General features: G+C 71.3%; 11 protein-coding genes. 4 read left to right on the forward strand and 7 right to left on the reverse strand.

What is annotated here, in order from left to right; translation table 11 throughout:
- The first annotated feature begins 68 nt into the window (after positions 1–68).
- From ACZ6R6_RS41910 to ACZ6R6_RS41920, 3 genes are read left to right on the forward strand one after another with little or no spacing between them, the layout of a single operon-like run.
- A complete protein-coding gene (locus ACZ6R6_RS41910; protein ID WP_470102498.1) occupies positions 69–1,133 on the forward strand; it encodes a PucR family transcriptional regulator in 1,065 nt (354 codons plus the stop codon).
- A gap of 29 nt (positions 1,134–1,162) precedes the next feature.
- The gene (locus ACZ6R6_RS41915) at positions 1,163–1,306 is read left to right on the forward strand and encodes a hypothetical protein (RefSeq protein ID WP_470102499.1); all 144 of its coding nucleotides are present in this window, start codon (positions 1,163–1,165) and stop codon (positions 1,304–1,306) included.
- Positions 1,307–1,325: 19 nt separating this feature from the next.
- A complete protein-coding gene (locus ACZ6R6_RS41920) occupies positions 1,326–2,765 on the forward strand; it encodes a WS/DGAT/MGAT family O-acyltransferase (protein WP_470102500.1) in 1,440 nt (479 codons plus the stop codon).
- Here ACZ6R6_RS41920 and ACZ6R6_RS41925 read toward each other — a convergent pair.
- Both ACZ6R6_RS41925 and ACZ6R6_RS41930 read right to left on the reverse strand, forming a co-directional pair.
- Positions 2,649–3,179 (reverse strand): ATP-binding protein, encoded by a 531-nt coding sequence (locus tag ACZ6R6_RS41925; protein ID WP_470102501.1) that lies wholly within the window; start codon positions 3,177–3,179, stop codon positions 2,649–2,651. The two genes, ACZ6R6_RS41920 and ACZ6R6_RS41925, sit on opposite strands and share 117 nt — an antisense overlap.
- A gap of 323 nt (positions 3,180–3,502) precedes the next feature.
- Positions 3,503–4,093 (reverse strand): short chain dehydrogenase, encoded by a 591-nt coding sequence (locus tag ACZ6R6_RS41930; protein ID WP_470102502.1) that lies wholly within the window; start codon positions 4,091–4,093, stop codon positions 3,503–3,505.
- A 71-nt stretch (positions 4,094–4,164) separates the two neighbouring features.
- Here ACZ6R6_RS41930 and ACZ6R6_RS41935 point away from each other — a divergent pair, with 71 nt between their 5' ends.
- Positions 4,165–5,079 (forward strand): LysR family transcriptional regulator, encoded by a 915-nt coding sequence (locus ACZ6R6_RS41935; RefSeq protein WP_470102503.1) that lies wholly within the window; start codon positions 4,165–4,167, stop codon positions 5,077–5,079.
- Between the two features lie 350 nt (positions 5,080–5,429).
- On the opposite strand, the gene ACZ6R6_RS41940 is transcribed toward ACZ6R6_RS41935, so the two are convergent.
- From ACZ6R6_RS41940 to ACZ6R6_RS41960, 5 genes are read right to left on the reverse strand one after another with little or no spacing between them, the layout of a single operon-like run.
- Positions 5,430–7,025 carry a PucR family transcriptional regulator gene (locus ACZ6R6_RS41940; RefSeq protein ID WP_470102504.1) on the reverse strand — a complete coding sequence of 532 codons (1,596 nt, stop codon included), beginning with the start codon at positions 7,023–7,025 and terminating at the stop codon, positions 5,430–5,432.
- The gene (locus ACZ6R6_RS41945) at positions 7,022–8,569 is read right to left on the reverse strand and encodes an N-acyl-D-amino-acid deacylase family protein (RefSeq protein ID WP_470102505.1); all 1,548 of its coding nucleotides are present in this window, start codon (positions 8,567–8,569) and stop codon (positions 7,022–7,024) included. Before ACZ6R6_RS41945 ends, ACZ6R6_RS41940 begins: the two co-directional genes overlap by 4 nt.
- Entirely contained in the window at positions 8,566–10,329 is a 1,764-nt protein-coding gene (locus ACZ6R6_RS41950; protein ID WP_470102506.1) for a dipeptide ABC transporter ATP-binding protein, read from the reverse strand. The genes ACZ6R6_RS41945 and ACZ6R6_RS41950 overlap by 4 nt, the downstream gene beginning before the upstream one ends.
- A complete protein-coding gene (locus tag ACZ6R6_RS41955; protein ID WP_470102507.1) occupies positions 10,326–11,180 on the reverse strand; it encodes an ABC transporter permease in 855 nt (284 codons plus the stop codon). Before ACZ6R6_RS41955 ends, ACZ6R6_RS41950 begins: the two co-directional genes overlap by 4 nt.
- Positions 11,177–12,127, reverse strand: coding sequence for an ABC transporter permease (locus ACZ6R6_RS41960; RefSeq protein ID WP_470102508.1), 951 nt, complete (start codon positions 12,125–12,127; stop codon positions 11,177–11,179). The genes ACZ6R6_RS41955 and ACZ6R6_RS41960 overlap by 4 nt, the downstream gene beginning before the upstream one ends.
- Between the last annotated feature and the right edge of the window lie 6 nt (positions 12,128–12,133).

Below are 12,133 nucleotides of genomic sequence, written 5' to 3' on the forward strand. Positions count from 1 at the left end.
CGGCCCGTGCCGGAAAGCAGTCATCGTCCGGCCGGTGGAGATCGTTCCTACATCTGTAGGATTCGCGGGTGATCGCGGATGATGTCCAGGATCTTCTCGACTCCCTGGCCATGGCAGTGGGGCGGGGCATGGCCGTGGACGACCCCGAGGGCAGGGTCGTCGCGCACAGCGTCCACCACGGCGAGGTCGACCAGGTGCGGGCCCAGGCCATCCTGTCCAGATCCGTCCCCGCCGAGGTCGGGGCCTGGCAGGAGGCCCACGGGGTGGCCACGACCAGCGAGCCGGTCAGGGTCCCGGCCAACCCGGCGCTGGGCATGGCCGCCCGGCTGTGCGTGCCGCTGCTCCACCACCACAGGCGCGTCGGCTCCCTGTGGGTCATCGAGGGGGAGGGGCCGCTGACCTCGGAGCAGGAGGCCAGGACCGTCCGGGACGCCGCGGCCATCGCCGCCCTGCTCGACGACGGCGGGAGCTCCCACACCCTGCGCCGGCTGCTCGGCGGGGAGATCACCGCGGGGCGGGCGGCCGGGGTGCTCGGCGAGGGGCCGCTGCGCCTGCTGGCCGTACGGGGCGATCAGGCGGGTCTGGGCGAAGCGGTCGGCGACGAGCTCGCGCGGATGCGCCGTCCCCCCGCCTTCACGGTCCTCGACCGGCACGCCGTGCTGCTGCTCGGCGGCGGCGAGGACGCGCGGGCGCTGGGGGAGCTGCTGGCCGCCAGGGCGGCCGGCCACGCGGGGGTGAGCGCGCTCCACCCCGGGCTCGAATCGATCCGCCGGGCACACCGGGAGGCGGCCGCCGCGGCCAGGGCGGCGGCGGCCGAGCCGGCGCTCGGTCCGGTCGCCCGCTGGCCGGAGCTGGGCGTCTACCGGCTGCTCGCCGAGCCCGGACCCGAGGCCGGTCCGCCTGGCCCGCTCAGCCCGCTGCGCGAGCATCCGGCGCTCGCCGTCACGCTGGAGACGTATCTGGACCACGGAGGGGACGCGCAGGAGACGGCCCGCCTGCTCCACCTCCACCGCACCAGCCTCTACTACCGCCTGGCGAGGATCGAGGAGCTGACCGGGCGGAGCCTGAAGGATGGATCCCACAGGTTAGAACTCCATCTCGCGCTGAAGCTCGCCCGCTGGAATGCGGTGTAGAAGCGGATGAATCCGGGCACAGCTCTGCGGTGCTGCAGTTGATCAGCGAGCTCGTCACCATCGTGGTCGTGCTGGTGCTCGCCTGGCTGGCGATGCTCGTCGTCTCCGTGGTCGTCCTTCTCGCCCTGGCCGCGTTGGCCCTGTCGACCTCCCGGGAGCAGGATGGAGCCTAAGACTCCTGGAAGGCGGACGATGCGGCAGCTCAGCGCGGTGGACACCCAGTTCCTGAACTTCGAGACCTCGACGAACGTCGCCAACATCGCCGGGCTGGCCATCCTGTCCGGCGGGCTGTCCCGCGGGGACCTGCTCACCCTGCTGGCCAGGAGGCTGCACCTGGCCGCGCCGTTCCGGCGCCGGCTCGCCCCCGTGCCCTTCGGCCTGGACCGCCCCTACTGGACGGAGGAGGGCAGGATCGACCTCGACTACCACGTGCGGGAGATCGCGCTGCCCGCGCCGGGCGGCGACGAGCAGCTCGGCGAGCAGGTGGCGCGGCTGCACGCCCGCCGCCTGGACCGGCGTCACCCGCTCTGGGAGATGTATCTGATCCACGGCCTGAGCGGTGCCAGAACGGCCCTCTACATGAAGGTCCACCACGCCGCGATCGACGGTGTCACCGGCGCCGACGTCCTCGCCGCCCTGCTGGACACCTCTGCCGAACCCGCCGAGATCGCGATGGCGCCCGAGCGGGCGCCCGAAGAACGGATCGACACGGGCGAGATGATCATCAGAGGTGTCGCCGGTGCCGTCCTCAACCCGGCGAACACGGTGAAGTTCCTGGTCAACGCGGTCCCTCATCTGGACGAGATCCCGGTGCTCTCCCAGCTTCCCGGGGCCGGGCTGGTCTCCCGGGTCACCCGGGACGTGGCCCAGCGCCTGACCGGCGGGGCCCCGGTGCCCGCGCTGCCCCGGCTGACCGTCCCCCGCACGCCGTTCAGCGGCCGGATCACCGCCCACCGCCGCTTCGCCTTCACCGCGCTGCCGCTGGAGGACGTCAAGCAGGTCAAGAACGCCTTCGGCGTCACGGTCAACGACGTGGTGATGACCGTGTGCGCGGGGGCGCTGCGGCAGTGGCTGCTCAAGCACGACGCCCTGCCGGACCAGCCGCTCGTCGCGGGGGTGCCGTTCTCGCTGCGCGTCTCCGGCGACGAGGGCGAGGGCAACCAGGTCACCATAATGATCACTACGCTCGCCACGCAGATCGCCGACCCGGTGGAGCGGCTGCTGGCCGTACGGGACGCGATGGCCCTGATCAAGGACCGCTCGTCGCTGGCCCCGGCCCGCTGGATCCAGGAGGTCAGCGACATGATGCCCTCGGCGCTGACCGGCCTGGCCGCCCGTGCCGCCTTCAACCTGTTCGCCGGGACCGCGGGGCCGATCAACGTGGTGATCTCCAACGTCCCGGGCCCGCAGTTCCCGCTCTATGTGAGCGGCGTCCGGCTGCTCTCCTACCACCCCGTCTCAGTGATCACCGACGTCAGCGGCGGCCTCAACATCACCGCCTTCTCCTACGACGGCTCACTTGACGTGGGCGTGATCGCCTGTCGGGAGATGGTCCCCGACGTATGGGTCGTCACGGACTATCTCCGGGACGCTCTGTCCGAACTCAAGCTCCTCGTTGAGCAGGAGCGATAGCCCCGGAGCGTCCTTGACGAAGCGCAACTTCTTCTCCAAGCAGACGACCGAGCCCCGCTCCGGCCGGTTGACGAAACGGATGTCGTCGGCCAGGGCCTTCATGATGAGCAGGCCGCGGCCGTGCTCGGAGGTGGGAGGGGGCGCCGAATGCGTTCCGGCGAAGTCGAAACCGTTCCCCGCGTCCACCACCTTGATCACGCAACGGTCGCGGTGAAGCTCGGTGCTGACCATGTAGTCGTCGCTTGGCGCGGCGTGCTGGATCACATTGGAGCACGCCTCCGAGAGCATGAGCTGGATGTCCTCGCGGATGGGCGGCTCCACGCCCAGGGCGCGGAGCGAGGCGTCCAGCAGCTGCCTGATGACGGGAACACTCGCGGCGTCGCGCGGTAGGCGCAACGCAATCGTGGCCTCCACAGTTCCTCCTTCAACAGATGACCTCTAGAGCCTTGCCCCGCCCGACCCGTCCTAATCGAACGGCGGCGATCGTGTCCGGCCGCCGGCCGCTCCCGCCACCGGCTCACCCGGAGCTCCGGCAGGGGCTCCGTCTCCTGCCTGCGCCACCCCCTGCTGTCACCGCCCCGGCCGGACAGGCGTCCGGCCGGGCCCCCACCACTCACAGGGGGCCCGTGCGGGGAGGCGTGAGCCTCAGCGAGACGGCACGGACACAGAGCTCCGTAATGGCTCCGTAATGGTGATCCGCCGTGAAACCCGCCGGCCCGCGTGAGCCGTCCGGCGAGTCAGCCGATCTCGTAGACCTGCCCGGTCTGGTGGCCCTCGATGGAGCGCACGTAGGCGTTCGCGGCCCGGCGCACCGGGACGGGCTCGAAGCCGGCGAAGAGATCGCCGTACGCGTCGATGGATTCGGTGAAGATGGTAGGGCTCACCGCGTTGACGCGCTGTGTCAGCTCGATCGCGGCGGCGCGTACGAAAGACTCGATCGCGCCGTTGGCGAGCGACGCGACGGTGCCGGTGCGCAGGGTGTCGCGGGCCAGGACGCCGGTGATCAGCGTGAACGATCCGGTGACGCAGGCGGCGCCCTGGCGGACGAGCTCGACCTGGCTGATCACCTTGCCGAAGACACCGTCCAGCACGTCCTGGTGGCGGAGTTCGCCGAACGGCAGCCACGGCACACTGCCCGCCGCCGAGGCGACGGCGTCCACCTGGCCCACCTGCTCATACATCGCGCGGATCGATTCGGGATCGGTGATGTCGACCGAGACGTCGGAGTCCTTGCGGGACGCCGTGACGACTTCGTGGTTGCGCTCTCGCAGGACTTCCCGGACGCTCCGGCCAAGGGTTCCGGACGCTCCGACCAGCAGAATCTTCATGGCAAAAGCTTGGCCCCAGATGAATGATGAAGTCCAGCTACCTAAGCTTCAGGATCTTTTAAGATGTCCTTGTGCTCGATGTGAAACGGCTCATGCTGCTCAGGGACCTCGCCGACTACGGCACCGTCACGGCCGTCGCCGAGATCCATGGTGTCACCCCGTCCGCCGTGTCCCAGCAGCTCAGGGCCCTGGAAGCCGAGGCCGGTGCCGTTCTGCTGCGCAGGGAGGGACGTACGGTACGGCTCACCGCCGCCGGGTCCGCGCTCGCCGCCCAGTGCGAGCAGGTGGTGGCGGCCCTGGAACGGGCGCAGAGCGCCGTGCGCGCGCTCGACGGCGAGGTCGGCGGCGAGCTGATGATCGGTTGCCTGCCGAGCGGCCTGGAGGTGCTGGCCGCGCCGCTGGCCGCGGCGCTGGTCCGCCGACATCCGCGGCTGCGGCCCCGGATCATCGAGGCCGAGCCCGAGGAATCGCTGCCCCTGCTCAGACAGCGGGACCTCGACCTGGTCCTGACATACCGATATCCCCATCTCGGTATGCCGCTACCCGACGGTCTGACCGCACACGAGCTGTTCGACGACCCGCTCGTCCTGGCCGTGCCGGAGGACCTGCGCGGGATCGACGGGCTCGCCGACCTCCGGCGCCACTCGTGGATCACCACGCCCGCGCCGAGTGCCTGCCGCGACGTCATGATGCACGCCTGCCAGAGCGCCGGATTCACCCCGGTCGTCGAGCACAGCTACCGTGACCTGCGCTCCGCGCTGGCGCTGGTGGCCGTGGGTCGGGGGGTGACGATCCTGCCGATGATGCTGTGCCGTACCCCACCGCCCGGCATCGCCCTGATCCCCCTGCCCGGCAAGGGCCGCACGGTCGAAGTCGTGATCCGCGCCGGGACCGAATCCCATCCGGTCATCGCCGCCGCTCTCCACGTGGGGTTCTCCAGCGGCGTTTTCGACGGCCCGCCGGCCCCTGACGGCGCGTCCGACTGAAGATCCGAAGTCCGTACAGGCCCCTGGTGCGATGTCCCTGAATGAAGGCGTACATCCCTACTGGCCCGGGGCGATGATGGTTTCAGGGGATCGTCGTGCCGAAACCGCCGTACGCGCGTCCGCCGGTGAACGCCCCCGCCCCGTAGCCGCCGGTGTGCGCCGGCGCGCGCATCATGTCCGGAGAGAACGGCGCATCGCCGTGCTCGCTCCCCAGACCGTACGCGACAACGCATCCGCTCCTTGCAGCTCGGGTACCGTACGCAGCAGCCGGATCTCCACCGGCGAACGCCCGATCATGCCGAGAAGTCTCGCGCCGACCAGCCCGTTCCCCGTTGGCCGTGCCCCCCAAGTCACTCGGCCGACTCTGTGCTGATCTCCTGAAACCGCAGCTGCAGGGCGAGCGCCAGCCGCAGGTCGGAGTCGTCGAGGTCGATTACCTCCGCCAGCCGCCGCAGCCGGTGGCGAAGGGTGTTGGAGTGCAGCATCAGCGCTTCGGCGGCGCGCGGGACGTCGTAGTTGGCGGCTATCCAGCAGCGCAGCGTTCTGACGTAGTCGGTGCCGTATCTGGCATCGTGGTCGAGCACCGTCGACAGCGGCTCCGCCTCCAGCGCCGGCAGGAACCGCATGGCACGGAACACGTCGAGGAGGAACAGGGGCGCGGCCACCGTCTCGTGCCGGCCGATGAGCCCCTTCCCGAAGGGGCCGCAAACCACGTCGAGGGCCTGTCGCGCCTGGTTCAGCCCGGCGGGCGCATCGGACAGGTCGTGCAGGAGCCGGCTGAACCCGGCACGCCACTCGCCACCGAACTGCTCGCCGGCACGGGCCAGGACGGTCGCGATGATCGACTCCAGTACCGGGGTGTCCCCTGCGGCGCCGACCACAGCCACCGCGTGCGCGTCCTGTGGACCCGCTGCCGCCCGTAACCGGTAGGCCGACAGCCCTGCCCGCAGCAGGTCGCCGACGTACGCGGCGGCCGACTCGGCCGACGCCCCGCGTGGCCGGTCGGCGGGTGAGTCGCCCGCCCTGCCGACCACCACCACGGTCGCGGGGGCGTCGGCCACCAGGCCGAGGGAGTCGGCCAGTTCCTTGGTGGATCCCACGCCCTTGAGCAGCCGGCTCAGCCGTTCAGCCCGCAGCCGCCGCTCGTTGTTCGTCGCCAGATTGAAGCGGGCCAGATGCGGCGCGGCCAGGCGGGCGCCCTCGGTCAGCACCTTCTCGGCGTCCGGGGCGAGCGGCTGGTCTCCCAGCAGCACCCAGATGCTGCCGAGCGCCTCACCGCGGTCGCGCACCGCGATGGCCAGCCTCGGCCGGTACTCACGCGGCTCGTAGCTCCAGACCGCGGTCTCTGAACGGAGCACGGTGGTGTACTCCTCCACGTGCGTGGGATGGTCAGGCACCCGGCGGCCGAGAATCCCGTCGCGCCGCATGTCATCCACCTCCTGCCCGGGGATGGTGGAGTAGGCGAGCACCCGCATCGACAGGTCCTCGATGGCCACCGCTCCACCGGCACGCACGGCGATGTCGTTGGCCAGCGCGAACAGGTCGGCCGGGTGCCGCCTCTCAGGCTCCGGCACCGAGCCGGTGATCGCCTGAAGGGTGCTGATCAGGGTGTACAACTGTCCCCAGCCGACCTCTTCGGAACAGCACAGCAGGGCCACGCCGGCGCGCGCGGCCGCCGCCACCAGCGGCTCCGGATCGGCCGTCCCCGCCCGCAGCACCACGGCCGCGACCTGGTGCTCGGCTGCCCAGTCCAGCAGCTTGACCGTGGGTCTGCCGGGGACCAGCAACACCCCGTCGACCAGCCTCGCCCCTGCCTGATCCGGGTCGTGGATGCTGGGCGAACCGATCGGCACGTTCCTGCCGCACGGCAACGTCAGCGGGCGCACCAGGTCGGTTCCCAGGCTGTCCAGGAGCACACCCAGCGTGATGCCTGCCGGGATGCTCATCGGCGCCCTGACCGGAGCATCCGACCACGCCGCACCCCGGTGAACTCGCCGTCGACGATCACGGGTTCGCCCTCGAGGAGGACGTGCACCATCCCGGTCGGACGGACGTCCGGCTGCTCGTAGGTGCCGGCGTGGCCGATCGCGGCCTCGTCGAGGACCACCAGGTCGGCCGCGGCGCCCGGCCCGAGCCAGCCCCGGTCGGTCAGGCCGAACTGGGTGGCGGTGGCGGAGGTGACCTTGCGGATGGCCTCGGCCTGCCCCACCACGCCCTGGTCGCGGACGTAGTCGCCGAGGAACCTGGGGAAGGTGCCGAAGGTGCGCGGGTGGTTCGTCCCGAACGGCAGGCCGCTGTCCGATCCGATGGCCACCAGCGGGTCCGCCATGATCGCGAGCACGTCGTCCTCGTGCATGGTATGGCACACGGTGGTCGCGTGGGGGTCGGCGATCAGCAGGTCGCACAGCGCGTCCCAGGGTTCGCGCCCGTTCAGCACCTGGGCCAGGGTCCGGCCGGCCACCGCCGGGTCGGTGTGCTCCAGGATCTGCAGGTCCTCGGGGTGGAGCTCGCGCCACAGCCCGACGCCGGCCCCTGACGGCCCCTCGGCCGTGGCCAGCAGCGCGGCCCTGGTGGCGGGGTCGGCCAGCCTGGCGCGCATCGCGTCGATCCCGCCCTCGCAGGCCTCGGGAGGCAGCATCGCGGCCAGGCCGGTGCCGAACGCCTGGTAGGGGTACTGGTCACCGCGGACGTCCACGCCTTGGCGCCTGGCCTGGGCGAGCTTGTCCAGGATCATCTTTGCGGACCCGTGTACGGCACGCCCGGACGCCTTGCAATGCGACACCTGCAACCTGATGCCGGCGGACCTGGCCACCTCGATCGCCTCGTCGAGCGCGTCGGCCAGGCCCTCGCTCTCACTGCGGCTGTGGGTGGCGTAGACCCCGCCGTACCGGCGGGCGACCAGCGCGAGGGCGACCAGCTCCGCCCTGTCGCCGTAGGCGCCGGGCACATACTCCAGTCCGCTGGAGAACCCGCAGGCTCCCGCCCTGAACGCCTCTTCCACATGCGCGCGCATCGTGTCCAGCCCACCAGGTGGCAACTCCCGATCCATGCCCGCGACCATCAGCCGCACCGTGTTGTGCCCGACCATCGCGGCGAGGTGGTTGCTCGGCCCCGCCGCCGCAGCGGCATCCAGATACTCGGCGAACGTCGCGAACGTCTGCCCCCCGAGGCTGACCGGGGCCAGCCCCGCCGTGGCCGGGTCGGCAGGCCCCATGGAGAAGCCGCAGTTGCCGACGATCTCCGTGGTCACTCCCTGGAACAGCTTGAACGGCTGGGCGTCCGGCAGGAACGGCACGCTGTCGGAGTGGCTGTGCGGATCCACGAACCCGGGCGCCACGACCAGCCCGTCCACGTCGACCGTCCGCCTGGCCGGCCCGAGCCCGGTGCCGACGGCGGTCACCCGGCCTGCCGAGACGGCGACGTCGGCGGTGATGGGCGGGTTTCCGAATCCGTCGTGGACCTGGCCGCCGGTCAGGATCAGGTCGTTCATGCGTCGCTCCTCGTGAAGGTCGGCACCGAGGCGACGAGCTGGCGGGTGTAATCATGGCCGGGCGAGTCCAGAACGGACGCGGTGACACCGGTCTCGACCACCTTGCCGTGCAGCAGCACCATGATGCGGTCAGTGACCTGCCGGACAACGGCCAGGTCGTGTGTGACGAACAGCAGCGCCGTCCCCAGTTCCGAGTTGACGGTACGCAGCAGCTCAAGGATGTGGGCCTGCACCGACACATCCAGCGAGGCGGTCGGCTCGTCGCAGATCAGCAGCGCCGGGCCGACCGCGAGGGCTCGGGCGATGGCCACCCGCTGCTTCTCCCCGCCCGACAGCCGATGCGGCCGCAGCTTGGCGTAACCGCTCGGCAGGCCGACCAGCTCCAGCATCTCGCCGACCGGGCGCCGGTCCTGCTCCTCGGCCAGGGCGGCTGCCTCTGCCAGGGCCGCGCCGACCGTCATGGCCGGGTTGAGCGAGGTGGACGGGTCCTGAAAGACGCACTGCACCAGGGGCCGCACCGCACGCTGCCGCGCGGCGGGCAGGCGTCGCAGCCGCGTGGTGTCCATGCCGCCGAGCTGGATGCTGCCGCCGCTGGGGTCGACCAGGCCGAGCAGGCAGCGGGCCAGCGTCGTCTTGCCGGAGCCTGACTCGCCGACCAGCCCGAGACGCTCTCCCGGTTCGATCCGCAGATCCACGCCGTCCAGCGCGACGGCCTGGCCGTACCTTTTGCGCAGGCCTTCGACCAGCAGCAGCGGGCCGCCGGAGGACGCCTCGCGTGCGGAGGGCACGGTCGCGGGGGCGGGCGCGGGGACCGACCCGGCAGGGACCACGTCGTACCTGCAGGCCGTCAGCTGGCCGGAGTCCAGCGGTCGCAGCGGCGGCCGTTCGGTGAGGCAGTCGTCCTGCCGTTGACCGCACCGGTCGGCGAAGGCGCACTGGCAGGCGACGTCGGCGGCCCTGGGGACCGAGCCCGGAATGCCCTCCAACCGGACGGCGGTGCGTTCCACGGCCGGCAGGGCGCTGATCAGGCCGAGGGTGTAGGGATGTCCGGGACCGGTGGCCAGAGCTTTGCTCGCCCCTGATTCGAGGACTCGACCGGCGTACATGACCTGCACCCGGTCGCAGAGCTGGAAGGCCACCCGCAGGTCGTGGGTGATCAGGAGGACGGCCATGCCACGGGACTCCTGGATGCGGGCCAGGAGCTGCATGATCTCATGCTGGATGGTCGCGTCGAGCGCCGTGGTGGGCTCATCGGCGATGAGCAGCTCCGGATCTCCCGCGAGGGCGGCGGCGATGGCGACCCGCTGCCGCATGCCGCCGGAAAGCTGAAAGGGGTAACGGTGCGCCACATCGGGGTTGGTGATGCCGACCTCGGCGAGGCGGCGGACGACCTCCTGCCTGTCGCGCCTGGCTCCGCGCGGCAACGACTCGGCGATATGGGCGCCGGCGGTCAGCAGCGGGTTGAGCATCGCGAACGGGTCCTGCATGAGCAGCCCGATCCGCCGGCCGCGGACCTTGCGAAGCGCCCGTTCCGAGGCGCCGATCAGTTCGGTCCCGGAGATCCGTACCGAACCGCCTGCGGCCAGCGTCGGCGGCAGGAGGCCGGCGACCGCCCGCGCGGTCAGCGACTTCCCGCTGCCTGACTCGCCGACCAGGCCCACGGTCTCGCCGGAGCCGACCGCCAGATCGACGTCGTCGACGATCCGGCGGTCTGCGAGGCTGACGGTGAGCCCGCTGACCCTGAGCAGTTCGTCGCTCATGCGGTGAGCTCCTTCCCGGCGCTGAGGCGCTCGAAGATCTTGTCGCCCAGGATCGTGGCCGCCACCGCCGTGACCGTGATGAGCAGGGTGGGCGCCACCGCAGCCCACGGGTTGAGGTCGAGGATCGTCCGGTTCTCCTGGATCATCAGCCCCCAGTCCGGGGTGCCGGCCGGCAGCCCGATCCCCAGGAAGGACAGGCCCGACAGGGCGATCAGCGCGAAGACGAAGCTGAGCAGCAGGTTGGAGGTCACCGTCGGCGCCAGGTTGGGCAGCACGTGGCGGAACATGATCCGCCGGTCGGACAGGCCCATCGTGCGCGCGGCGTCGACGTAGGCCAGTTCCCGCTGGCTGAGCGCGAGGCTGCGGATCACCCTGATGTCGACGGGGGCGCCGAGCACGATGAGCGCGACCACCGCCGTGACGTACGACCCGCCCGCGACCCCCACCACCACGATGAGGATGAGCAGCCCCGGCAGCGCGAACATCAGGTCGGTCAGCCGCATCATGATCGCATCCAGCCAGCCCCGCCGGAACCCGGCGAGCAGGCCCAGCGTGGTGCCCAGCGCGGTGGTCCCGGCGGCGATGAAGATCGGGCCGATCAGCGCGGTGCGCGCCCCGGCCAGCAGCCGCGAGAACACGTCGCGGCCGAGGTTGTCGGTGCCGAGCAGATGGTCGGCACCCGGTCCCACAGCGCCGAGTGCGGCGTTCTGGGCGCCGGGGTCGTAGGGCGCCAGCCACGGGCCGAGCAGCGTCGCCAGCGCGATGACCACCAGCACGACCAGGGAGATCAGGCCCAGCACCCGGCGGGGCGCGAGCCTGCTTCCTGCGGCCGGCGCCGCCACGGCGCTCACGCCTCCGCCCTCGTGGAGGCTCCGTGCCTGACGCGCGGGTCGACCACCATGTAGGCGATGTCGACGAGTAGGTTCACCGCGATCACGACGGTGCCGCCGAGCATGACCAGTGCCTGTACCAAGGGGATGTCCTTCTGATTGACGGCCTGGACCAACAGGCTGCCGAGGCCGGGCAGGCTGAAGGCCTGCTCCACGAAGACCGCGCCGGTCAGGTTCCCCGCGGTCAGCAGCCCCGCGACGGTGAGCACCGGCAGAGCGGCGTTGCGCAGCGAGTAGCTGCCCCAGATCCGCAGCCGCGACAGCCCTCTGGCCCTGGCGAAGGTGACGTAGTCCTGGCCGCCGACGTCCAAGGCCGCGGCCCTGGTCTGCCGGATCACCACAGCCGCCTGGCCGAGGGCGAGCGCGGTCGCCGGCAGCACGTAGTTGCTGACCTGGTCGGAACCGTAGATCGGCACCCACTGCAGCGCCACCCCGAAGGTGTACAGCAGGACCAGCGCGATCCCGAACGGCGGGAAGGCCAGCGCGACCAGGGTGCTGAAGGTGATGCCCTGGTCCAGGACACCGCCGCGGCGCAAGCCGGCTGCCAGCCCCGCCGGGATGCCGACGGCCAGAGTCAGCGAGATCGCGAATCCGGCCAGCGTCGTGGTGACCGGCAGCCGATCGCCGATCACCGATAACACCGGCTGCCGGAAGTAGATGGAGCTGCCGAAGTCTCCCGACAGCGCCCCGGTCAGCCACTCCCAGTAACGCACGGGGAAGGGCTCGTCCAGGTGATACAGCGCGCGGATCGCCGCCCTCGTCTCGGGCGTGGAGGCCCGATCACCCAGCAGCGCCTCCTCGGGCCCGCCCGGCGCGAGGGCGAGCAGCGCGTAGGTGAGCACGGACAGCGCCAGCAACAGCACCACCACCGCGCCCAGCCGCTTGGCCGCCACTCTGGCGAAGTCCATCTGCCT

The sequence above is a fragment of the Streptosporangium sp. NPDC048886 genome, from assembly GCF_055586905.1.